At 72.1% G+C, this 21,235-nt stretch carries 21 protein-coding genes; 6 read left to right on the plus strand and 15 right to left on the minus strand.

The window, feature by feature from the left end; genetic code table 11:
• Window positions 1–21 precede the first annotated feature (21 nt).
• Together GTY67_RS17350 and GTY67_RS17355 are read right to left on the minus strand one after the other, a co-directional pair.
• Window positions 22–1,116 carry an NAD-dependent epimerase/dehydratase family protein gene (locus tag GTY67_RS17350; RefSeq protein WP_161279260.1) on the minus strand — a complete coding sequence of 365 codons (1,095 nt, stop codon included), beginning with the start codon at window positions 1,114–1,116 and terminating at the stop codon, window positions 22–24.
• A gap of 147 nt (window positions 1,117–1,263) precedes the next feature.
• Entirely contained in the window at window positions 1,264–1,872 is a 609-nt protein-coding gene (locus GTY67_RS17355) for a hypothetical protein (protein ID WP_161279261.1), read from the minus strand.
• Between the two features lie 358 nt (window positions 1,873–2,230).
• Here GTY67_RS17355 and GTY67_RS17360 point away from each other — a divergent pair, with 358 nt between their 5' ends.
• The 4 genes from GTY67_RS17360 (at window position 2,231) to GTY67_RS17375 (ending at window position 5,356) form a co-directional block, all read left to right on the plus strand.
• The gene (locus GTY67_RS17360) at window positions 2,231–2,557 is read left to right on the plus strand and encodes a MerR family transcriptional regulator (protein ID WP_093687707.1); all 327 of its coding nucleotides are present in this window, start codon (window positions 2,231–2,233) and stop codon (window positions 2,555–2,557) included.
• Window positions 2,558–2,889: 332 nt separating this feature from the next.
• Entirely contained in the window at window positions 2,890–3,093 is a 204-nt protein-coding gene (locus GTY67_RS17365) for a cold-shock protein (RefSeq protein WP_015609674.1), read from the plus strand.
• 245 nt (window positions 3,094–3,338) lie between these two features.
• Window positions 3,339–4,907, plus strand: coding sequence for a DEAD/DEAH box helicase (locus GTY67_RS17370; protein ID WP_161279262.1), 1,569 nt, complete (start codon window positions 3,339–3,341; stop codon window positions 4,905–4,907).
• Between the two features lie 86 nt (window positions 4,908–4,993).
• Complete coding sequence (locus GTY67_RS17375) at window positions 4,994–5,356, plus strand: SCO5918 family protein (RefSeq protein ID WP_093689826.1); 363 nt, start codon at window positions 4,994–4,996, stop codon at window positions 5,354–5,356.
• Between the two features lie 78 nt (window positions 5,357–5,434).
• Here the strand turns inward: GTY67_RS17375 and GTY67_RS17380 are convergent, their stop codons facing one another.
• Window positions 5,435–6,523: an acyltransferase family protein gene (locus GTY67_RS17380; RefSeq protein WP_093689828.1), complete on the minus strand. Its 1,089-nt coding sequence runs from the start codon at window positions 6,521–6,523 to the stop codon at window positions 5,435–5,437.
• Window positions 6,524–6,700: 177 nt separating this feature from the next.
• On the opposite strand from GTY67_RS17380, the gene GTY67_RS17385 reads away from it, so the two are divergent.
• Window positions 6,701–8,224 carry an alpha/beta hydrolase gene (locus GTY67_RS17385; protein ID WP_237502641.1) on the plus strand — a complete coding sequence of 508 codons (1,524 nt, stop codon included), beginning with the start codon at window positions 6,701–6,703 and terminating at the stop codon, window positions 8,222–8,224.
• 73 nt (window positions 8,225–8,297) lie between these two features.
• Here GTY67_RS17385 and GTY67_RS17390 read toward each other — a convergent pair whose 3' ends face one another.
• The gene (locus tag GTY67_RS17390; protein WP_161279264.1) at window positions 8,298–8,726 is read right to left on the minus strand and encodes a universal stress protein; all 429 of its coding nucleotides are present in this window, start codon (window positions 8,724–8,726) and stop codon (window positions 8,298–8,300) included.
• Between the two features lies 1 nt (window position 8,727).
• Entirely contained in the window at window positions 8,728–10,266 is a 1,539-nt protein-coding gene (locus GTY67_RS17395) for an APC family permease (protein ID WP_161280137.1), read from the minus strand.
• Between the two features lie 171 nt (window positions 10,267–10,437).
• Between GTY67_RS17395 and GTY67_RS17400 the strand changes: the two genes are divergently transcribed.
• Complete coding sequence (locus GTY67_RS17400; protein WP_161279265.1) at window positions 10,438–11,211, plus strand: peptidoglycan recognition protein; 774 nt, start codon at window positions 10,438–10,440, stop codon at window positions 11,209–11,211.
• A 12-nt stretch (window positions 11,212–11,223) separates the two neighbouring features.
• Here the strand turns inward: GTY67_RS17400 and GTY67_RS17405 are convergent, their stop codons facing one another.
• The 10 genes from GTY67_RS17405 to GTY67_RS17450 form a co-directional block, all read right to left on the minus strand.
• The gene (locus GTY67_RS17405) at window positions 11,224–11,589 is read right to left on the minus strand and encodes a PH domain-containing protein (RefSeq protein WP_018489692.1); all 366 of its coding nucleotides are present in this window, start codon (window positions 11,587–11,589) and stop codon (window positions 11,224–11,226) included.
• Window positions 11,590–11,675: 86 nt separating this feature from the next.
• Window positions 11,676–13,622, minus strand: a complete 1,947-nt coding sequence (locus GTY67_RS17410; RefSeq protein WP_161279266.1) for an ABC transporter permease — start codon at window positions 13,620–13,622, stop codon at window positions 11,676–11,678.
• Between the two features lie 100 nt (window positions 13,623–13,722).
• The gene (modA, locus tag GTY67_RS17415) at window positions 13,723–14,544 is read right to left on the minus strand and encodes a molybdate ABC transporter substrate-binding protein (RefSeq protein ID WP_161279267.1); all 822 of its coding nucleotides are present in this window, start codon (window positions 14,542–14,544) and stop codon (window positions 13,723–13,725) included.
• A gap of 197 nt (window positions 14,545–14,741) precedes the next feature.
• Entirely contained in the window at window positions 14,742–15,137 is a 396-nt protein-coding gene (locus GTY67_RS17420; protein ID WP_093689903.1) for a helix-turn-helix transcriptional regulator, read from the minus strand.
• 139 nt (window positions 15,138–15,276) lie between these two features.
• Window positions 15,277–16,077: a VOC family protein gene (locus GTY67_RS17425; RefSeq protein WP_161279268.1), complete on the minus strand. Its 801-nt coding sequence runs from the start codon at window positions 16,075–16,077 to the stop codon at window positions 15,277–15,279.
• Between the two features lie 111 nt (window positions 16,078–16,188).
• Window positions 16,189–16,401: a hypothetical protein gene (locus GTY67_RS17430; protein ID WP_161279269.1), complete on the minus strand. Its 213-nt coding sequence runs from the start codon at window positions 16,399–16,401 to the stop codon at window positions 16,189–16,191.
• A gap of 73 nt (window positions 16,402–16,474) precedes the next feature.
• Window positions 16,475–17,479 carry a TerC family protein gene (locus GTY67_RS17435; RefSeq protein WP_093689845.1) on the minus strand — a complete coding sequence of 335 codons (1,005 nt, stop codon included), beginning with the start codon at window positions 17,477–17,479 and terminating at the stop codon, window positions 16,475–16,477.
• A gap of 24 nt (window positions 17,480–17,503) precedes the next feature.
• Window positions 17,504–18,349, minus strand: coding sequence for an enoyl-CoA hydratase/isomerase family protein (locus tag GTY67_RS17440; RefSeq protein WP_161279270.1), 846 nt, complete (start codon window positions 18,347–18,349; stop codon window positions 17,504–17,506).
• Window positions 18,346–19,476 (minus strand): cytochrome P450, encoded by a 1,131-nt coding sequence (locus tag GTY67_RS17445; RefSeq protein ID WP_161280138.1) that lies wholly within the window; start codon window positions 19,474–19,476, stop codon window positions 18,346–18,348. Before GTY67_RS17445 ends, GTY67_RS17440 begins: the two co-directional genes overlap by 4 nt.
• Before the next feature lie 290 nt (window positions 19,477–19,766).
• Entirely contained in the window at window positions 19,767–21,179 is a 1,413-nt protein-coding gene (locus GTY67_RS17450; RefSeq protein ID WP_161279271.1) for a cytochrome P450, read from the minus strand.
• Window positions 21,180–21,235: the final 56 nt, after the last annotated feature.

Consider the following 21,235-nt stretch of genomic DNA (forward strand, 5'->3'; position numbering starts at 1 on the left):
GGGGCTCACGCAGACCAGGTTCTACGGCGCCTCAGCCCCCACAGGCTGGGGCGCCGCCGCTTCGGCTCCCCGCAGCCCGGCCCGCGCGAACTCCGCCATCCCCTCAGCGAAGCCGACCACCGGCCGCCACCCCAGCTCCTCGCGCAGCCGCCGCGAATCCGCCGTGACATGGCGTACGTCGCCGAGGCGGTACTCCCCGGTCACCACCGGCTCAGGCCCGCCGTGCGCGGCCGCCAGCGCGGTGGCCATCTCGCCGATCGTGTGCGGCTCCCCGCTGCCCGTGTTGTACGCGGTGAACGAGGCGGGCCGGCGCTCCCGTACCGCCTCCAGGGCCACCGCGTTCGCCGCCGCCACATCGCGGACGTGGACGAAGTCCCGGCGCTGGCGCCCGTCCTCGTAGACCCGGGGCGCCTCGCCGCGCGCCAGGGCAGAGCGGAAGAACGAGGCGACCCCGGCGTACGGGGTGTCGCGCGGCATCCCCGGCCCGTACACGTTGTGGTAGCGCAGCGACACCGCCCGGCCGCCCGTCGCCCGGGCCCACGCGGCGGCCAGGTGTTCCTGGGCGAGTTTGGTGGCGGCGTACACGTTGCGCGGGTCGGCGGGCGCGGCCTCGGCAACCAGGCCCGGCAGCAACTCCGTACCGCACTCGGGGCAGTGGGGCTCGAAGCTCCCCGCCCGCAGCGCCGCCTCCGGGCGCGGGCCGGGGCGGACGGTGCCGTGGCTCGGGCAGTCGTAGCGGCCCTCGCCGTAGACCACCATCGACCCGGCCAGCACCAGGTCCCGCACCCCGGCCGCCGCCATCTCGGCCAGCAGCACCGCCGTACCCAGGTCGTTGCACCCCACGTACAGCGGCGCGTCCGCGAAGTCCTTGCCCAGGCCCACCATCGCCGCCTGGTGGCAGACCGCGTCGACCCCGGCGAGCGCCCCCGCCACCGCCTCCCGGTCCCGGACGTCCCCGACGACCAGGTCGGCCCCGGGAACCTCGGGGGCCGTGGCGCCGGGGTGGGCCGAGGGGAGCAGGGCGTCCAGCACCACGCTCTCGTGCCCGGCCGCGGTGAGCGCGGCGACGACATGTGACCCGATGAACCCGGCTCCGCCGGTGACCAGTACGCGCATGGCGGCCACGCTAGGGGCGGCGGCCGGGACGGCGGGGGCGCGGCGCACCGGCGGGGGACGAGGCCGCCCGAACGAGTACGTGCCCCGCCGAGGCGCGCTCCATCAGCCCTCGGACCAGTACGTGCCCCGCCCCGCGAGGCGGCTCCGTCAGCCCCCGACCGCGTACGCCACCGTCGTCGCCGCCCCCAGCGCCGCGCCCGCCACGGTCTGCGCGACCGTGTGGTAGCCGAGGGCCACCCGCGACCAGCACATGGCGACGGTCAGCGCGTACGCGGCCAGCCACCACGGGGAGTGCACGACGGCGAGCAGCGCCACCACCGCCGAGGCCACCGCCGCGTCGACGGAGATCTTCCACACCGTGTTGACGGCCAGCAGCCCGATCGTCATCACCCAGAGCGCGAGCATCGCGGTGAGGATGCCGCGCGGCGCGTTCCCGAGGACCATCACCACCGAGCCGGTGCCGATGGAGCCGAGGATGACGAAGAAGATCGGGGCCCGCTTCGTACGGTCCACGACATGGCGGTCGCCCCAGGTGCCGCGCCCGCGCTCCCACTCGATGTAGCCCGCCGGGACCAGCCCGGCGCAGAGCGCCCCGAGGAACCCCCAGAGCAGCCCGGTCCAGTCGCCGGCCGCGGCGAGTCCGATGCCGAGCATCCCGGCCAGCAGGGCGTTGCGGGGCTGGAGCACGTCGGTGACGGTGCGCGCGAGGGCGGAGGTACGGGCGGGGGTGTCCTCGGCGGCGGGGGTGGGGCTCATGAGGTCTTCTCCCCCGGGCTCTCCCGCGCGGCGTCCACCAGCGGGGGGAGGGCTCGGACTACGGCGGCTCCGGACAGGGGTGTAGCCCTTCACGACGGGGGATGCGTGAAGGGCTACGCGTGCATTATGGCCCCGCGGTCCGCCCGACGACAACTGACCAGTCGGTCAGTTCCATCGGCGCGTCGGCCATCGGCCCGCCGCCGGTGGCCGAAACCTGTTCCGGCCGCGATAGACATGACCTTCCCGGGCGATTAGGGTTTCTTGTGCAGTCAGGTGAAACAGCGGTACGCAGCAGAGGGGCACCCCGCAGGCGTACGGCGCCCCGGGCCCTCGGTCATGCGTGACAGAAGAGGTGCAGATGCCCCCGGAGACCCCCTCGCACGCCATCGATCGACTCGACGACGACGACTACCCCGCCTACACGATGGGGCGCGCCGCCGAGATGATCGGGGCGACGCCGGGTTTCCTGCGGGCGATCGGTGAGGCCCGGCTGATCACGCCGCTGCGGTCCGAGGGCGGCCACCGCCGTTACTCCCGCTACCAGTTGCGCATCGCCGCCCGCGCCCGCGAGCTGGTCGACTCCGGCACGCCCGTCGAGGCCGCCTGCCGGATCGTCATCCTGGAGGACCAGCTCGAAGAGGCGCTGCGCCTCAACGAGGAGCTGCGCGGCCGCACGGACCGCTGAGGACGCCCGGGGCCACCCCCGCGCGGCGCCCGGAACATATCTGCATTCGCCAGCACAGAATTTCAAGCAATGCGCGATGAGGCTTTTTCTTCCGCGATTTGTTCCGCCATGCCGAGTGATATTCCGTTCAGCCTCTCCCGGCGCTGCCGTGCTACTGTTGATCTCAGTTGCAGTTGTGGTTCCCAAAAACTTCAAGTGCATCAGCCGACTCGATGTCGGTAGGTGCGCTTTTGTATTTCCGGTGTTCTTCCGGACGGGGTAATCATCGCGGCGACGTGGGGTCCGCACAGTGTGGGCCCGCGGGCACTGCCCCTCCCCTAAGGAGATATGACATGGCTACTGGCACCGTGAAGTGGTTCAACGCGGAAAAGGGCTTCGGCTTCATCGAGCAGGACGGCGGCGGCGCTGACGTCTTCGCCCACTACTCCAACATCGCCGCCTCCGGCTTCCGTGAGCTGCAGGAGGGCCAGAAGGTGAACTTCGACGTCACGCAGGGCCAGAAGGGCCCGCAGGCCGAGAACATCACCCCCGCCTGATCACTCAGGTAGTTCTGCGCAGCTGGGGCCCGCACCTTGGGGTGCGGGCCCCAGCTCGTTGCTGTTTCCGGGGCCCGCCCAGCGCGCCCCCTGACGAAGCCGCGTCCGGTGCACTGATTCCCGGCGGCCGGGCTTCGCTCCCCTTTGTCATTTCATCGGCTCGTTCTTGCGATTCTGGGTGCCGTTCACGGCCGCTTCCCGAAAAAGAATCCCTCGATACGTGCCCCATCGAGGAAAGGTTCTGCATGAACCGCGAACGCACCCCCCGCTCCAACGACCGATTCGCCCGTACCCGCTCCGGCGGCCCCTCCGGCGCCCGCAGCGGCGGCGCCCCCCGCTACTCCGGTGGCGGCGAGCGCCGCGCCGCCGGGTTCGGCGGCGGCCCCAAGCGCTCCGGTGGTTCCAGCCGCCGCAGCTCGGCGCTGAAGGGCGAGTTCGCCCTGCCGGTCACCATCACCCCGGCGCTGCCCGCCGCCGAGACCTTCGGCGAGCTGGAGATGCCCGCCACGCTCAAGGCGGCGCTCACCGCCGAGGGCATGACCGTCCCGTTCCCGATCCAGGCGGCCACCCTGCCGAACTCGCTGGCCGGCCGTGACGTGCTCGGCCGTGGCCGCACCGGCTCGGGCAAGACCCTCGCCTTCGGCCTGGCGCTGCTGGCCCGTACCGCGGGCCGCCGCGCCGACGCCAAGCGCCCGCTCGCCCTGGTCCTCGTCCCCACCCGGGAGCTGGCCCAGCAGGTGACCGACGCGCTCACCCCGTACGCCCGGTCGCTCAAGCTCCGCATCGCCACCGTCGTGGGCGGCATGTCCATCGGCCGCCAGGCCAGTGCGCTGCGCGGCGGCGCCGAAGTCGTCGTCGCCACCCCGGGCCGGCTCAAGGACCTCATCGAGCGCGGCGACTGCAAGCTGGACCGGGTCACCATCACCGTCCTCGACGAGGCCGACCAGATGGCCGACATGGGCTTCATGCCGCAGGTCACCGAGTTGCTGGACCAGGTGAACCCGGAGGGGCAGCGGATGCTCTTCTCGGCGACCCTCGACCGCAACGTCGACCTGCTCGTCAAGCGCTACCTCAACGACCCGGTCGTCCACTCCGTCGACCCGGCCGCCGGTGCCGTCACGACGATGGAGCACCACGTGCTCTACGTCCAGGGCGCCGACAAGTACGCCACCACCACGGAGATCGCCGCCCGCGACGGGCGCGTGATCATGTTCCTGGACACCAAGCACGCTGTGGACAAGCTCACCGACCACCTGCTGCACAGCGGGGTCCGGGCGGCGGCGCTGCACGGCGGCAAGTCCCAGCCGCAGCGCACCCGCACCCTGGAGCGGTTCAAGACCGGGCACGTTACGGTCCTCGTCGCCACGAACGTCGCGGCTCGCGGCATCCACGTGGACAACCTGGACCTCGTCGTCAACGTCGACCCGCCCAGCGACCACAAGGACTACCTGCACCGCGGCGGCCGTACCGCCCGGGCCGGGGAGTCCGGCAGCGTCGTCACGCTGGTGCTGCCCAACCAGCGCCGCGAGATGACCCGGCTGATGCTGGACGCCGGGATCACCCCGCAGATCGCCCAGGTCCGCTCCGGCGAGGCCGAGCTGAGCCGGATCACCGGTGCGCAGGCGCCCTCGGGCGTCCCGGTGGTCATCACCGCCCCGCCCAAGGAGCGCTCCGGCCGCAGCGGCGGCGGCGCGTTCATGGGGCGCGGCACCAAGCGCGGCGGCGGGGCCCCGGCCCGTGGCCGCCGCCCGGGTGTGCCGACGCCGGAGGCGCGTGCGGCCGCCGCGATGCGCCGGTCCAACCGCGCCGCGTAGCCCGCGCGGGGCGGCGGTCCGCCGCCGCCCTCCCCGTACGGCTCCGCCGTGCGGCCTCCCGAGCCACTCGACCCTGTTGAGGACCCATGCGCTGTGTCATCGCCCGCTTCCCCTTCGACATCTTCAAGAACGAGGTCGAGGACCTGATGAAGGGCGTCAAGCCCGAGCCCGTCACCGGTGACGCGGTGGTCATCAGCCGCCGTGTCTACCCGGTCAAGCAGGTGGGTGAGCTCATCACCCGCCAGGACCGGCGTGACTTCTCCTCCGCCGAGGTCGTCCGGGCGCTCTCCAAGCTCGGCTTCACCTGCCGTACCGCCGAGGCGGCCGTCGCCCCGGCGGCCGCTGCGGCCCGCACCCCGCTGGAGACGGCGTCCGCGCTCCTGGGCACCCCGGCGGTCGCGGCCCCGGCCGCCGCCCCGGGTCCCGTGCAGGGGCTCGGCGCCCTGTAGCGGTTCCTTCCGCGTCGAAGGCCCCCGGGCGGACCGACCACCTCACGGTGGGGTCCGCCCGGGGGCCTTTCCGTACGTTCAGGGCTGTTTCGCCGCCGGCGGCCGCTGCCTGGCCCACTCCATGCGGGGTTCCAGGAGGGGCCGCAGCAGGCTCCGTACGTACGGGGTGCACAGCAGGGTCACCATGACCGCCGCGCCGACGGTGACGGCGACCGTGCCCAGGGTGGTGTCGAAGAACGGCCGGTCGTAGAAGCCGCCGTAGAACAGGCCCCGGATGACGAAGCCGTGCAGCAAATACCCGTACAGCGTGCACTTGCCGAGCGCCGTCATCCAGCTGTGGCCCTGCGGCACCCAGGCCAGGAAGCACGCGCCGAGCACGATGGCCGCCACGAAGAGCAGGAGCGTCGCCGTCGGGCCGGTCCACTGGGCGCTGTCCATCTCCAGGGTGCTGTTCTTCCGGAAGAACCACGAGGTCGAGGTCCGGGGCACCAGCCAGTACGCCACCAGCAGCCCGAGCGCGAAGACCGGTACGGAGACGACGCGTACCCAGGTCCGCCGCACCAGCGCGAAGTGCTGCGGGCCCAGCCGCAGCCCCAGCACGTAGAACGGCAGGAACTGCAAGGTGCGCTGGATGGGGAGCGAGCCGTCGGCGGCCGGGGACACCGTCGCCACGGCCGCGATGGCGAGGGCGACGAGCACCGGGGCGCGGACCGCCTGCCAGACCGGGGTGGAGAGCCGCCAGAAGAACAGGGCGGGCAGGAACCACAGCAGCCAGTACGGCGAGAGCAGGGAGAGCGAGTACTCCGGGTCGCGGGTGAGCCGCTGGAAGACCGTGTAGAGGACCTCGAAGATCAGATACGGCACCAGCAGGCTGGTGATCAGCTTCCACACCCGGTCCGGCCGCAGCTCGAAACCACGGGAGAAGTAGCCCGCGATCAGGATGAAGACCGGCATGTGGAAGGTGTAGATCAGTGTGTACGCGGCTTCCACCAGCCGCCCGCTGGGCAGCGGCTCCCATGCGTGTCCGATCGCGACCAGCACGATCGCCAGGTACTTCGCGTTGTCGAAGAAGTGGTCCCGGCCGCCGGCGGGCGGCTTGCCGGTCTCCGGTGCGGTGGCGGCGGCCGCGGTGGGGCGCGGCTGCTCCGAAGTGAGGGGGGAAGGCATCCTGACACCCTAGGGGGCGGAGGCGTTCCTTCCACCCCCGGTGCCCTTCGTCACTCCCGTCCGTGGGCCCTCGGGTTCCTGGGCGCTGCCCGCAGGGGCCTTCCTGGGGGTGGCCCCACCTGGAGTCCACCGGCCTTCCGGATGGGCTGCGGGCTCCGGGGCGACCAGGCTTGTCGCATGACGAACCGGACCCGCAAGGCCCTCCTGCTCGCCCTCTCCGTGACCGCCGCGGCCGCCACGCTGACCGCCGCCGTGACGCCCGTCGCGCACAGCCGCCCGGCGGGCCGCGCCGCGCCCCCGCTCGCCTGGCACGCCTGCGAGCCGGGCGCCGGGGTGCCGGTCCCGGCGGCCGGGCAGGAGTGTGCCGAGCTGCGGGTCCCGCTGGACTACGGCGACCCCGGGGGCCGCACGGTCGGGGTTGCCGTCACCCGGCTGCGCACCGACCGGCCGGACGCCCGGCGCGGCACGCTGTTCGTGATCCCCGGCGGGCCCGGCTCCTCGGGGGTGCAGCGCCTGGCACAGAAGGGCGAGGCGCTGCGGGCGGCGACCGAGGGGGCGTACGACCTGGTCAGCCTGGACCCGCGCGGGGTCGGCTCCTCGGTCCGGGCGAACTGCCGGATTCCCGAGGCCGACCGGCACCTGGTGACGCTGCGGTCCTGGCCCGCGCCGGACGGCTCGATCGCGGCCGCCGCCGAGCGCTCCCGCCGCACCGCCGAGCTCTGCGCCCGGAACGGGGGCCCGGTGCTGCGGTCCTTCACCACGGGGAACGAGGTCCGTGACCTGGACCGGCTGCGCGGCGCGCTGGGGGAGCGGAGGGTGTCCATCTGGGGTTCTTCGTACGGGAGTTACGTCGGCGCGGTGTACGCGCAGCGCCACCCGGACCGGGTCGGCCGGCTGGTCCTGGACAGCACCGGCGACCCGGACCCGGGCCGGGTGGCGTACGGCTGGCTGGCGAACATGGCCCCGGGCGCCGCCGAGCGCTTCCCCGACTTCGCGGCCTGGGCGGCGGACCCGGCCCGGGAGGCCCAGGGGCTGCGGCTGGCCCGGCGCCCCGGGGACGTACAGCCGCTGTTCCTCTCCCTGGCACGGGAGTTGGACCGCCACCCGAAGACCTCGGACGTGCCGTCCACCCCGCTCACGGGCAACCTGCTGCGGCAGGCCCTCCAGAGCGCCCTGTACAGCGATACGGGCTTCGCCCCGCTGGCCCGGCTGGTGAAGGCGGCCCGGGACCCGAAGGGCCGCCCGGTCCTTCCGCCGGAGCTGGCGGGGCCGCTGCCGGACGCGGACGCGTCGATGACGGTCGCGGCGATCTGCAACGACGTGCGCTGGCCGGGACCGGCCTCCGGGTACGCGGGCCGGGTCGCCGCCGACCGGGCGCGGTATCCGCTGACGGCCGGGATGCCCGCGAACATCACGCCCTGCGCCTTCTGGACCCACGCCGAGGAGCCGAGACCCACCCGGATAACCGACGAGGGCCCCTCGAACGTCCTGATGATCCAGAGCCTGCGCGACCCCTCCACCCCGTTGGCCGGAGCCCTGAAGATGCGTAAGGCGCTCGGCGAGCGGGCCCGGATGGTCACCGTCGAACAGGGCGGGCACGGCATGTATCTGGGCAACGGCAACGCCTGCGGGGACCGGGTGGTCAGCGACTTCCTGGTGACCGGGGTGCGGCCCGCCCGGGACATCCACTGCCCGAACTGACCGGGTGTTGCGGGCCTGGCCGGGAGGCGCGGTGCCCTTCCGGGCCTTTCCCGGGCGGCGGCCCGCCTCCCTCCTAGGCCGTGCCGTCCTCCGTCGGCACGCACAGCACCGGGACCGGGGACATGTGCAGCAGCTTGTGCGGGGTCGATCCGAGCAGGGCGCCGCGCATCGGGGACTCGCCCCAGGTGCCGACCACGATGACCCGGGCGCCGTGCCGTTCGGCGGCGTCCAGGAGGGCCTGCGCGGGGCTCTCGTCCAGCACCTCCACACTCGCCGGTACGCCGGCCTCCTCGGCGGACGTCAGCGCGTGCTCCAGACCCGTGCGGCCGGCCTGCCGGATGGCGTCGTAGTGGCTGCGGTACTCGGCCCCGTCGCGCAGGCCCGGGGCGGCGGCGCCGTAGACGAGGACCAGCTCCTCGCCGTAGGCCGCCGCCACCTCGATCGCGATGCGCAGGGCGCGGGCGGCGCCGGGGGACTCGTCGTAACCGAGGACGACCGACATCTCAGCGCTCCTTCCCGCCGGCGGACTTCCCGTCGGACTTCGCGGTCGTGGCGTGCACCAGCTCCGGATCGGCGACCCCCGGCCGCTCCTGCCAGAAAACCGCGTCGCGCAGCCGCCACACCACCATCAGGACCACGCCGACCAGGGAGATCGCGATGCCGATGACGAGCGGCGGGCCGAGCCCGAACCAGGAGGTGCCGCTGTAGGAGTTGGCCGGGTCGGACATGTCGATGACCGACCGGACCAGCAGCCAGGCCAGCAGGGCGGCGCCGACCACCGGGCCCAGGCCGATGAGGACGAAGTTGCGCACGCTCTCGGTGAGGTGGCGCCGGTAGTAGACGGCGCAGGCCACCCCGGTGAGCGCGTAGTAGAAGGCGATCAGGAGGGAGAGGGCGGTGAGCGAGTCGAAGAGGGCGTTGGTGGAGATCTGGTTGACCACCAGGTACCAGGCGATGGCGATCCCGGCGACCCACCACGTACTGACGTCGGGGGTACGGAAGCGGGGGCTGATGTGCCCGAAGTGCTGCGGCAGCGCCTGACGGCGGGCCATCGACAGGGCGGTCCGGGACGCCGGGATGATCGTGGTCTGGGTGGAGGCGATCGCGGAGGTGGCGACCGCGAGCAGCAGGATCCAGTCCCAGCCGCCCAGCACGTCCCCGGCGAGCTGGGCGAAGATGAACTCCTCCTCGCCCGCGTTCTCCGCCAGGAACGCCGTCCCCGCGAAGGCCACGACAGCGACGGCGACCGACAGGTAGGTCACCAGGAGCACCACCGTGGACCACAGGCCCGCCTTGCCCGGGGCGCTCGCCGAGTTCTCCGTCTCCTCGGTGAGGTTGACCGCCGACTCCCAGCCCCAGTAGATGAACACCCCGAGCAGCAGCCCGCCGGTCAGCGCGGCGCCACCGGCGCCGAACGGGTCCAGCCAGCCCAGGGACGGTTCGATGGAGTCGAAGCCGGTGGTGCCCGCGTACACCCGGTAGAGCGCCACCACGACGAAGACCAGCAGGAAGGCGACCTGGAGGAGGATCAGCGCGTTCTGCACCTTGGCCGACAGCTCGGTGCCGATCACACAGAGCCCGGTCATCACGATGATCAGCAGCACGGTGAGCAGCTGCCGTACGAAGTCGTTGGCGACCCAGCCGTCGAGGCCCACCGCCAGCAGGGTGAAGCTCACCGCCACATCGGCCAGCGAGCCGACGACCAGCACGCCGGTCATGGTGATCGCCCAGCCGCCGAGCCACCCCGCCCACGGGCCCATCGCCCGGGTCACCCAGGAGAACGTCGTACCGCAGTCCTGGTCGACCTTGTTGAGGTAGTAGAACGCCGAGGCGATCAGCAGCATCGGGACGAAGGAGGCGAACATGACGCCCGGGGCGTAGATCCCCACCAGGGCCACGATCGGGCCGATCACGGCGGCCAGGGAGTAGGCGGGGGAGGTCGCGTTGAGGCCGATGACGAGGGCGTCGACGAACCCGATGGCGTTCGGCTTCAGGCTGACCGCCGAGCCGTCGCGCCCGTCCTGGAGAGCGTCGTGGGCCATGCGTTCCTCGATCCGGCCGGGCTCGCCGCAGGGCGCGGCGGACGATCCGGATCTCATCGTAGGAACACCTGCCCAGGTGCGCATTCCGGACGAAATGCCCCCACCGGGCGGGGGTCACCCGATCGGCCCGCCCCCCTGCGAAGGCCGGGACCGAGGCGCAGGGTGGAGTCCATGTGGTCCCGCCGAACCGTCGTCCTGGGCGCCCTGCTGCTGCCCCTGGTCCTCCTGGTGTTCCGGGACGGCCCGGCGCTCCACGAGCAGCACCGGGAGCTGGCCTCGGGACCCAGACCGCCGCGCGGGCTCCCGCAGCCCGCCGTCGTCAGCCGCCAGGAGTGGCACGCGGATGAGGAGCTGGTCCGGGAGCGCCCGCACTACACGGGCGCGGCGAAGGCGGTCTTCATCCACCACACCGGCAACCCCAACGACTACGCCTGCGCGGACGCCCCCGAGCTGATCCGGGCGGTCCAGGCCGACCATGTGGAGAAGGACGGCTGGGACGACATCGGCTACAACTTCCTCGTCGACCGCTGCGGCACCATCTACGAGGGCCGGGCGGGCGGCGTGGGGCGGTCGGTGCTCGGCGCCCACACCAAGGGGTTCAACGCCGACACGGTCGGCATCGCCGCGATCGGGACCTTCGGCGAGGGCACAGAGGTGCCGAAGCCGATGATGGACGCGCTGGTGGAGCTGGCCGCCTGGAAGCTGCGGCCCGGCGTCGATCCGCTCGCCACGGTCGAACTGGTCTCGACGAACGCCGAGAGCCGCTTCGACGAGGGCCAGGTGGCCCGGCTGAACGTCATCTCCGGCCACCGCGACAGCTACGAGACCCGCTGCCCGGGCGATGTGCTCTACGGGCTGCTGCCCCGGATGCGCGAGCGCGTGGCCCGGATGCGGGACACGGCCCCGGGGAACGCGGCGGCCCCGAGGCTGCGCCCGTACTTCTGAAGTCTTTTACGGTTACCGCGCGACGAACTGCGTCAGTATCGCCTGCACCTCATAGATGTCGACGCCCTTGGTGAACGTCTTCTGGAGCGGGGTGGAGCTGCCCGAGATCCAGATCTTCAGCTCGGCGTCCAGGTCGAACGTGCCGGCCGTCTCCACCGCGAAGTGCGTGATGCTGCGGTACGGCACGGAGTGGTACTCGGTCTTCTTGCCGGTGATGCCCTGCTTGTCGACGAGGATCAGCCGGCGGTCCGTGAACAGGATCGTGTCGCGGATCAGCAGGAACGCGGCGTGCACCTGCTCGCCCTGGCCGAGGAGGCGCTCGTAGTCCTGCTGGGCGGTGGCCGGGTTGATCGTGTGCGCGTTGCCGAACAGTGCCATGGATGCCCCGTCTCTCGGATCTGTCGTACATGAGTACGCGTACGGCAGTTGTCTGGTTCCCGCTGGGGCCCGCGCCATACGTGGAGTCAGAGCGGGACGACCGTCACCTCGGTCGCCTTCACGCCCGTCCAGACCGGTGTGCCGTCCGCGATGGACAGCTCGGCCGCCGCCTGCGGGGTGATCTCCGCGACCAGGTCCGGCGCCCGGTCGGAGGTGATGAGGAGGCGCAGCCTGCTGCCGCCCGAGGTGATCTCGCGGACCGTGCCGGGCCAGACGTTGCGGGGGGAGCCGGTGGGCTTCTCGCGGTGTACGGAGACGGCTTCGGGGGCGATGACCGCGAGGGCCTCCGTGCCCGGGGCGAGGGGTTCGGCGACGACGAGGTGGCCGCCGCCCGCGAGGGCCAGGCCGTCGGCGGTGGCGGTGCCGGGCCAGGCGTTGCGGCCGAGCATCCGGGCCACCCAGGGGGAGCGGGGGTGGCGGGTCACCTCGGCGGGCGGCTCGTCCTGGAGGACCCGGCCGTCGTCCAGGACCAGGACCCGGTCGGCCAGCGAGACCGCCTCGACCGGGTCGTGCGTGACGATCAGGCAGACCCCTCCGAAGTCGGCGAGGTGGCGGCGCAGGGTGTGCCGGACGTGGGCCCGGGTCGTCTGGTCGAGGGCGGCGAGCGGTTCGTCCAGCAGCAGGAGGCGCGGGCGGGCCGCCAACGCGCGGGCCAGGGCGACGCGTTGGGCCTGGCCGCCGGAGAGCTGGCCGGGCTTGCGGTGGGCCAGGTGGCCGACGCCGAGCCGGTCCAGCCAGGACTGCGCCTCGCGCCGGGCCTCCGCGCGGGGGACGCCATGGGTGCGGAGCCCGTACGCCGTGTTGGACAGGGCGCTCAGGTGCGGGAAGAGCGCGCCGTCCTGGGGGACCCAGGCGACGCCCCGGCGGTGCGGGGGGAGGGCCGTCACATCGGCCTCGCCCAGGCGCAGTCGGGCGTGGGCGCGGGGGGTGAGGCCGAGGAGGGCGCGCAGGAGGGTGGTCTTGCCCGCGCCGTTGGGGCCGACGACCGCGATGGTGGTGCCGGGGTCCGCGGCCAGGGCGAGGCGGGTGAAGCCGGTGACGTCGGCGTGCAGGGGCCAGCGCTCCTGGGGGGCCTTGTCGAGAAGGACGGGGGGCGGTTCCGGGAGGACGTCCCCGGCCGTCGGCTCCTCCGGACGCGGGGCGGACCCCTCGCGCCGGTGGTCGCCCGGGGTGCCGGTCCACCGGCCGCGCAGCGCGATCAGCACGATCATGGCGATCGCCAGGAGCAGCAGGGACACCGAGGTCGCCGCCTCCGGGGACTCCTGGAGCAGCAGATAGACCTGGAGCGGCAGGGTCTGCGTGGTGCCGGGGAGGTTCCCGGCGAAGGTGATGGTGGCGCCGAACTCACCGAGCGCCCGCGCCCAGGTGAGGGCCGCTCCGGCGACCAGCCCGGGGGCGACCATCGGCAGGGTCACGGTGAGGAACACCCGTACCGGCGAAGCTCCGAGGGAAGCGGCGGTCTCCTCGTACCGGGGGCGCAGACCGCCCAGCGCGCCTTCCAGCGAGATGACCAGGAACGGCATCGCGACGAACGTCGCCGCCAGCACCGCCCCCGAGGTGTGGAAGGGCAGCGTGATCCCGAAGGTGTCCTCCAGCCACGGCCCGAGCAGCCCGCGCCGCCCGAACGCCAGCAGCAGCGCGACCCCGCCGACCGTGGGCGGCAGCACCATCGGCAGCAGCACCAGCGAGCGCACGAACGCCTTGCCGGGGAAGGGCACCCGGGCCAGCAGCCAGGCCAGCGGCACCCCGAACAGCAGCGAGAGGCCGAGCGACCAGAGCGAGACGAGGAGGGAGAGGCGGAGCGCCCGGGTGGTGGGCTCGGCGGTGAGGTGCGTACCGAGCTCGCCCCAGGACGTACGGGCCAGGATGCCGACCAGCGGCAGCATCAGGAACGCCACGGCCACCAGTGCGGGCACCGTCAGCAGGAGCGGGGCGCGCGCCCCCGGCGTACGGCGGAGTGCCGGTCGTTTCATCGGTGACCTCGTCGGGCGGCTGGAGGTGCGGGCCCGGCAGGCCCGTCGGACGGGACGGACCTGCCGGGAGCGGTGCGGGGTCAGGGCCCCGGCGGAGGTCCTACGGCTGCTGGAAGCCCGCGCCCTGGAGGATCTTCTGCGCGGCGGGCGTGGAGAGCCAGGCGACGAACGCGGCGGCGGCCTCGCTGTGCTTGGAGCCCTTCAGCGTGGCGGCCGGGTAGGAGGCGACGGCGTTCTCCGCGTCCGGGATGTCGATCGCGTCGACCTTGTCGGTGGCGGTCTCGGCGTCCGTCTTGTAGACGAGCCCGGCGTCCGCCTCGCCCAGCTCTACCTTGCTGAGGACCGCGCGGACGTTGGGCTCCTGGGAGACCGGCTTCACCTCGATCTTCTGCGCGTCGAGGATCTGCTTGCTGTAGCGGCCCACCGGCACCTCGGGGGCGGCCAGGACGACCTTCAGCTTGGTGTCGGCGAGGTCCTTGAGGTTCTCGACCTTCTCCGGGTTGCCCTCACCGACGGCGATGACCAGACGGTTCTTGGCGATGACGGTGGGGGTGCCGGTCTCGCCGGTGAGGCCGTCCATCGTCTTGGTGTCGGCGGTGACCAGGGCGTCGGCGGGGGCGCCCTGCTTGACCTGGGCGGCCAGCTCCTGGGAGCCCGCGAAGGAGAACGTCACCTTCGTGCCCGGGTTCTCCTTCTCGTACGCCGCTCCCGCCTCCTTGAAGACGTCGGTCAGCGAGGCGGCGGCCAGCACGGTCAGCTCGGCGGCCGGGGCGCCCGAGGACGCGGAGTCGGACGGCTTCGCGCTGCTCGCGCTGTCCTTGTCCGTGCCGGAGTCGTCATTGCCGCAGGCGGCGAGCGGGACGAGGAGGGCGGTCGTCAGGACGGCGGCCGCGGCACGGCGGCGGGTGATCAGGAGAGACATGAGGGCGGGACTCCTTGGCTGCGAGCCCGGGTCGGCCAGGTGCCGTCCGGGCAGGGACGAGTTCGCGCGGGGCGCGTGGTGCGGGGTGCTGCGGTGGTGGTTCGGGGTGCGGTCCTGACGGGGCGTCGGCGTCCGGCGGTCCGGCGGCGCGTGCGGGCAGCGCTCGGGGCCCGGCCACCGGCGGCGTCGGCCGGGCTTCAGGTGCGGTCGATGTGCACGCTGGTCGACTTCACCCGGGCGGTCGCCTGCATGCCGACCTCAAGGCCCAGCTCCTCGACGGCCTCCCGGGTCAGGAGCGAGACGAGCCGGTGCGGGCCCGCCTGGATCTCGACCTGGGCCGCGACATCGCCGAGCTTCACCGCTGTGACGATGCCCGGGAAGGCGTTGCGCGCCGAGGTGTACGGGGTCTCGTCGTCGCCCGCGGCGCCCTGGCCGACCTCGATCGAGAAGGCGGCCAGCGCACGGCCGTCGATCAGCCGGCGGCCGGTGTCGTCGCGATGGGTCGCGACCCGGCCGGCGTCCGCCCAGCGTCGGGCGGTGTCGGGGCTGACTCCGAGGAGGCGTGCTGCCTGACCGATTGTGTAGGACTGCATGCGCGACACGCTAGGCCAATTCAGCTTGCATTTACCATTCTCCGGACGATTGCCCATCGCAGATGCGAGGCCCTCGGAGAATCCTACGGAGCGGCTGCCCGCTCCGGCCGCGTCGGGCGGTCCGGCCCGGGCCGGCCGGTCAGGCCGCCGGGCTCGTCGCCGGCATCTCGCCCTCCGTCCTCGCCACGTCGATCACGGTGAACGACGCGCCCTGCGGGTCGGACAGGGCCGCGAACCGGCCGAAGGGGCTGTCCATCGGGCCGAACCGCAGCACCCCGCCCCGCTCGGTCGCCTTCGCCACCGCCGCGTCGCAGTCCGGGACGGCGAAGTACACGTTCAGGTACGCGGGCACCTCGGGCGGGAAGTCGTCGCCCATCGCCATCCGGCCCAGCACCGTCTTCCCCTGGACGTCGTACATGGCGAAGTCCATCGACTCGTCGTCGAACTTCCGCCGTGTGTAGCCGAAGACGGCGGGGAAGAACGTGTCGGCCGCGTCGGGGTCCCGGGTGAAGACCTCGGCCCAGCAGTAGGCGCCCGGCGTGCCCATCTCCGTCTCGAACCCGTCGTGGGTGACGGCCTGCCACACGCCGAAGACCGCGCCGCCGGGGTCGCGGCCCACCAGCATCGTGCCGAACTCGCCGACCCGCATGGGCTCCATGAGCACCTCGCCGCCGTTGGCGCGGATCTTCTCGCCGGTGGCGGCGGCGTCCGGCGAGGCCAGATACAGGCACCACGCGGACGGGTCGTCGCTGCCGGGCATCGGCGAGGCCACGGCGCCCGTCCGTCTGCCGTCCACCTGTGCCGTCGTGTAGTTGCCGAACTCCGGCGAACCCTCGCCGAACGTCCAGCCGAGCACATCACCGTAGAAGCTCTTCGCGCCCTCCAGATCGGCGAACGACGCGTCCACCCAACACGGGGTGCCTTCGGGTTGCACAGCCATGGCAGCGACCCTCTTCCGGTCCTGGCCCCCCACCGGCGTCCTCACCAGCCACGCTAGTCAGCCGTACGCGGGTCCGCGCGGCGAGGAGGGCGGCTCCGGGCGCCAGGGGCTTCAGGAGGTGGGCCAGGGGCGGGCCCGGTGCGGGGAGGGCCGCTCCTCGGCGGCGTGCTCCCCGCAGTCGGGGTTCTCGCAGGGGCCGGGGCGCCAGGCGGGGACGAAGATCCCGAGGGTCTTGTGGCGCCTGATCTCGGAGCGGACGGGATTCTTGCAGGTCGGGCACATGAAAGCGGCCCGCTGCCGGTTCTCACGCTCTTTGCTGGCCATTTACTTACGATAGGCCGGGCATCGCACTTTGGAAACTCTTTCCATCGGCTTTGCCCGGCCATTGCCCACCCGGTTACTCGGTGGGTTTACCGTCGGATGACTTCTCCGCACTCTCCGTACCACCCGCACCGGCCCCGGTATCCGCGTCAGGCGGTGGGCGCCGGATACTGAGCACGATCGAGACCGTCAGAATGGTGACGATCACCGCCAGGCTGATCGGTGAGGGAATCTCCGGAATGGAGGTATTGATCATCTTGTGCGAGGCCTGGAGAATGAGCTTCACGGCGATGAACGCCAGAATGATCGCCAGGCCGTTGCTCAGGTAGTGGAAGCGGTCCAGGAGTCCGGCCAGCAGGAAGTAGAGCGCCCGCAGGCCGAGGATGGCGAACGCGTTGCTGGTGTAGACGATGAACGCGTCGTCGCTGACCGCCAGGACGGCGGGCACGCTGTCGACGGCGAAGAGCAGGTCGGCCGCCTCGATCGCGGCGACCACCGCCAGCAGCGGTGTGGCGACCCGCTTCCCCTCCTCCCTGATGACGAAGTGCGTTCCCGCGTAGTCGTCCCGGACCGGCATGATCTTCCGCAGCAGCCGCACCGCGAAGCTCTTGCCCGGGTCGAAGTTGTCCTCGTCGCCCTTGATGATTTTGTAGGCGCTGTAGAAGAGGATCGCCGCGAAGAGGAACAGCACGAAGGTGAAGCGGTTCACCACCGCGACGCCGGCCGTCAGGAAGATGGCGCGGAACACCAGAGCGCCGATGACGCCGAAGAACAGCACCCGGTGCTGATATTCCCGGGGCACCTTGAAATAGGCGAAGATCAGCGCGAAGACGAAGAGGTTGTCGACCGAAAGGCTCTTCTCCAGAAGCCAGGCCGTCGTGTATTCCGTCCCCGCGGTCGTCCCGAGGACGAAGAAGACCACACCGCCGAAGATGAGCGCGAGGCTCACCCACAGCACGCTCCACCAGGCGGCTTCCTTGAAGCCGATGACATGCGCGTTTCGGTGGGCAAGCAAGTCGACTGTGAGGGAGACGACCACCGTTACGGCGAACGCCACCCAGAGCCATACCGGTACATCCACGCCCGAGACCTCCCCAGTTGATTGTTACGAGTGTGACGTGTCGGGCCCAGGAGTGCGAGGGGGTGTGCGCCGACCGGCTGCCGCGACGGAGGCCATCAGCTCCGCGTCGAGGAAGGACGGGTCGGCCATCCGGGTGGCCGCCGCATAGGAGTTGAGCAGGGCTTTCGTCACTCTGAGGGCGGCCTCGGGACGGCGTACGACGGGCTTCGCCCAGGCCTGTACGGCCTGATCCAATTCGTTTTCCGGAACGACCCGCTGGAGGACGGAGAGCGCTTGCGCCTCCGCCGCGTCGAACGCCCTTCCGGTCAGGATCAGTTCGCGGACACGGGCCGCGCCGACCTCGTGGATCAGCCGGGGCAGCAGCCCGCCCCAGGCGGTCGGCAGCCCGAGCGCCAGCTCCGGCAGCCGGAAGGAGGCACTCTCCGCGCCGACCCGCAGATCGCAGGCGAGGGCGAGCGCCAGGCCCGCGCCGATCGCCTTGCCCTGGACCCGGGCGACGGTGACGGCCCGGTTGCCGGAGATCGCCTCGCAGACCCGGCGGGCCTTCTCCCCGGCGACCCGGATGCCCCGGCCGGTCGGGTCCTCCTCCAGCCAGTCGGCGAACTCGGCGCGGTCGCCGCCCAGGCAGAAGTCGTCCCCGGCGCCGCTGAGCACCAGCACCCGCACCTCGGGGTCGGGGGCGGTGACGGCGTCCAGCAGCTCGTCCAGCATCGCCTCGGTGACCGCGTTGCCGGTCTCGGGGGCGTACAGCTCCACGTGCAGGACGGGGCCCTCGCGCCGGGTGCGTACCGTCGCGGCCTCCTCGTGCGAGGGGCCCTTCTCGTGCGCGGGGGAGGACGGCGTCAGGAAGTCGGGCAGCGAGAGCTTCACAGCGCCACGCCCAGCGAGGTGATCCGTCTGAAGACCATCCGGGGGGCGTACACGGGCGGGGAGGCGGCCCGCAGGGTGGGGAAACGATCCAGCGTGCGGGCCAGCAGCGTGCGCGCTTCCAGCTTGGCGAGCGCCGCGCCCAGGCAGTAGTGCACCCCGCCGCCGAAGGTGAGGTGGCTGCCGCCGCGCAGGATGTCGAACGCGCCGGGGTCGGGGTTGCGCCGGGGGTCGTGGTTGGCGGCGCCGTACAGGACGTGGACCATGCTGTCCTTCTTGATCGGGACGCCGGCCAGGACGGTGTCCTCGGCGGCGATCCGGGTGTTGATGTGGATGGGCGGGTCGTAGCGCAGCACCTCGTCGACGGCCGCGTCGATGTGCTCGGGGTGGTCACGCAGCCACTGCCACCGGCCGGGCTCGGCCAGCAGCAGGGAAGTCATCGACGTCAGCAGCGTCGCGGTGGTCTCCAGCGAGGCGATGGTGACGAACATGGTGAGCCGGTACAGGATCTCGTCCGCCCGCTCGCGGTCCGGCTCCATCGAGTCCCAGGTGTGGATCCAGCCGGTCAGCACGTCGTGGCGGGGCTCGGCCCGGCGGCGGGCGACCAGATCGGTGAAGTACGCGCGCAGCTGCACGGTCGCCTCGGCGGAGATCGCCAGCTGGCTCTTGGTGGGCAGCAACTCCTGGGCGTACACCTGGTTGTGGGTGATCTCCAGGATGTGGGGATAGTCCTCGCGCGGCAGCCCCAGCCAGGAGCCGACCGTGTGGACCGGCAGCTGCTCACTGACCGTGGAGACGAAATCCGCCTCACCCCAGCGGAGCTTGTCGGCCAGCTCGTCCAGGAGCCGGTCGGCGTCGCGCTCTACGTCGGGGGTGAGGCGTTCGATGGTGGAGCGGTCGAAGAGGTTGCCCAGCGAGCGGCGCTGGCAGGTGTGTTCGGGGGCGTTCAGCCGGGCGAGCGTGCCGGTCATCTCCCGGGTCGCGATCGCGTCCCACTGCTTGGAGTCGTCCTGCCGCTCCTGCCAGGCGAAGTCGGGGGCGAGCCAGTTGCGGCCGCGCAGCACCTGGCTACAGGTATCGAAACCGGTGACGAACCAACCGTTCCAGGGAGCGCGGACGACGTCACCCATCGTCCGCAGCTCCGCGAGTATTCCGTAGGGCTCGGCCTGTCCTTCGGGTGAATTGAGTCTGCGGAGAAGGCCGATGACCGCGCGCCGCCCGTCGGGGGTCCTGGTTGTACCGCCTGTGATGCTCACGCAGAGTTCCTTGACCTAGGCCCATGGTTACCGACCAGAACCTACCCTTCCGGATAGCTGCGCCAAGCATCGTTCTTTGTTGCCCCCGTCACATGCAATCGTCACAAATGCCCGTTGTCATATGCGAATTGTCGGTCCGTGAGTCATACGCGGCCGACGGTGCGTCAGACCCGGAACACGTCCAGGAACGAACTCCACCAGCCCTTCTGCTTCTTGGCCGGCTCCGCAGCGTGACGACCGGCGGGAGCCGGCTGGGGCGCCGCGTTCCGGTACGGGTCGGACAGCTGCGCCGAGGTCGGGGCCGGCGGCTGCGCGCCGGTCGCGGTGCGGCGGGCGGCGGTCGGGGTGAACCGTACGGGCAGCGAGATCAGGGCCCGGTGGAAGGGGCCCGGACGCCAGCCGACGCCCGAGGCCGGGACGGCCAGCGAGAGGTCGGGCACGGTGTTGAGGATCTTCTCGATCGCGGTCAGCGCGATGAGGGTGGCGGGCGACTTCGCCGGGCAGACGTGCGGGCCCGCGCCCCACGCCAGGTGGGCCCCCTTGCTCAGGGTCTGGCGGGCATCGGTGAGGGACGGGTCGCTGTTCGCGGCGGCGAAGCTGATCAGGACCGGCGTCTCCGCCTTCAGCACCACCCCGTCCAGCTCGATGTCCCGCACCGGGTAGTGCGTGGCGTAGTTGGCGATCGGCGGGTTGTTCCACAGGACGTCGTCCAGCGCGTCCTCGACGAGCATCCCCGAACCGCGCCGCTCCGCCCCGCCCGGCTGGTCACCGGCGAGCATCAGCAGCAGCGCGTTGGCGATGAGGTTGCGCTCCGGCTCCACGCCGGCGCCCATCAGCATCACCAGCTGGTCCTTCAGCTCCTCGTCCCGCAGCCCCGCCGGGTGCTGGATCAGCCAGGAGGTGATGTCCTCACCGGGCTGGCGCCGCTTGAGCGCGACCAGCTCCATCAGGCACTCCGTCAGCTCCGTGTTGGCGCGCAGCACGTCCTCGCCGTCGAAGATGGCCGACATCGACCGGGTGAGCCGGTCGCCGATGTCGCCGGGGCAGCCGAAGAGCTGGTTGAAGAGCAGCAGCGGCAGCAGCTTGGCGTACTCGTTGAGCAGGTCGGCCGTGCCGCGCTCGATGAACTGGTCGATCAGATAGTCGGCGATCCTCTCGACGTCCCGGCTGACCCGGCTGCTGTTGAGCCGTGCCAGCGACTCGGTGACCGCCTTGCGCAGCCGCAGGTGCTCCGCGCCGTCGGTGAACAGGCAGTTGGGCCGGTACATCATCATCGGCAGCACCGGGCTGTCCATCGGGATCGCGCCCTCGCGCAGCGCCGCCCAGCGCCGCGAGTCCCGGGCGAACAGCGCCGGATTCTGGAGCACCCGCAGCGCCGCCTCGTGCTGCACGATCAGCGTGGCGTCCACCCCGGGCGCCAACTCGATCGGTGCTGCGGGGCCGTGCGCCCGGAACGCGTCGTACACGCGGTGCGGGTCGGCGGCGAACTCCGGCCCGTACAGCGAGGTCTGCTGCTGGTGCATGGGGCACCCGGCGGGGGCGGCGCTGTACGGGGTGGCTCCCGGCGACGGGTCCATGTTCGGCTTCCTCGGTGTGATCGCGGGGACGGGGATGCCCCGGCTTCGGTTGGGGG

The sequence above is a fragment of the Streptomyces sp. SID8374 genome (genome assembly GCF_009865135.1).
Lineage (GTDB): Bacteria > Actinomycetota > Actinomycetes > Streptomycetales > Streptomycetaceae > Streptomyces.

What these genes read in the sequence shown, in the direction of transcription:
- GTY67_RS17445 (WP_161280138.1), bottom strand. Translation starts at nt 19,476, where the DNA reads ATGGGTGACGTCGTCCGCGCTCCCTGGAACGGTTGGTTCGTCACCGGT.
- GTY67_RS17360 (WP_093687707.1), top strand. Translation starts at nt 2,231, where the DNA reads ATGCCCCCGGAGACCCCCTCGCACGCCATCGATCGACTCGACGACGAC.
- GTY67_RS17450 (WP_161279271.1), bottom strand. Translation starts at nt 21,179, where the DNA reads ATGGACCCGTCGCCGGGAGCCACCCCGTACAGCGCCGCCCCCGCCGGG.
- GTY67_RS17380 (WP_093689828.1), bottom strand. Translation starts at nt 6,523, where the DNA reads ATGCCTTCCCCCCTCACTTCGGAGCAGCCGCGCCCCACCGCGGCCGCC.
- GTY67_RS17430 (WP_161279269.1), bottom strand. Translation starts at nt 16,401, where the DNA reads ATGGCCAGCAAAGAGCGTGAGAACCGGCAGCGGGCCGCTTTCATGTGC.
- GTY67_RS17385 (WP_237502641.1), top strand. Translation starts at nt 6,701, where the DNA reads ATGACGAACCGGACCCGCAAGGCCCTCCTGCTCGCCCTCTCCGTGACC.
- GTY67_RS17420 (WP_093689903.1), bottom strand. Translation starts at nt 15,137, where the DNA reads ATGCAGTCCTACACAATCGGTCAGGCAGCACGCCTCCTCGGAGTCAGC.
- GTY67_RS17425 (WP_161279268.1), bottom strand. Translation starts at nt 16,077, where the DNA reads ATGGCTGTGCAACCCGAAGGCACCCCGTGTTGGGTGGACGCGTCGTTC.
- GTY67_RS17375 (WP_093689826.1), top strand. Translation starts at nt 4,994, where the DNA reads ATGCGCTGTGTCATCGCCCGCTTCCCCTTCGACATCTTCAAGAACGAG.
- GTY67_RS17350 (WP_161279260.1), bottom strand. Translation starts at nt 1,116, where the DNA reads ATGCGCGTACTGGTCACCGGCGGAGCCGGGTTCATCGGGTCACATGTC.
- GTY67_RS17395 (WP_161280137.1), bottom strand. Translation starts at nt 10,266, where the DNA reads ATGGCCCACGACGCTCTCCAGGACGGGCGCGACGGCTCGGCGGTCAGC.
- GTY67_RS17365 (WP_015609674.1), top strand. Translation starts at nt 2,890, where the DNA reads ATGGCTACTGGCACCGTGAAGTGGTTCAACGCGGAAAAGGGCTTCGGC.
- GTY67_RS17370 (WP_161279262.1), top strand. Translation starts at nt 3,339, where the DNA reads ATGAACCGCGAACGCACCCCCCGCTCCAACGACCGATTCGCCCGTACC.
- GTY67_RS17390 (WP_161279264.1), bottom strand. Translation starts at nt 8,726, where the DNA reads ATGTCGGTCGTCCTCGGTTACGACGAGTCCCCCGGCGCCGCCCGCGCC.
- GTY67_RS17400 (WP_161279265.1), top strand. Translation starts at nt 10,438, where the DNA reads ATGTGGTCCCGCCGAACCGTCGTCCTGGGCGCCCTGCTGCTGCCCCTG.
- GTY67_RS17405 (WP_018489692.1), bottom strand. Translation starts at nt 11,589, where the DNA reads ATGGCACTGTTCGGCAACGCGCACACGATCAACCCGGCCACCGCCCAG.
- GTY67_RS17355 (WP_161279261.1), bottom strand. Translation starts at nt 1,872, where the DNA reads ATGAGCCCCACCCCCGCCGCCGAGGACACCCCCGCCCGTACCTCCGCC.
- GTY67_RS17410 (WP_161279266.1), bottom strand. Translation starts at nt 13,622, where the DNA reads ATGAAACGACCGGCACTCCGCCGTACGCCGGGGGCGCGCGCCCCGCTC.
- modA (WP_161279267.1), bottom strand. Translation starts at nt 14,544, where the DNA reads ATGTCTCTCCTGATCACCCGCCGCCGTGCCGCGGCCGCCGTCCTGACG.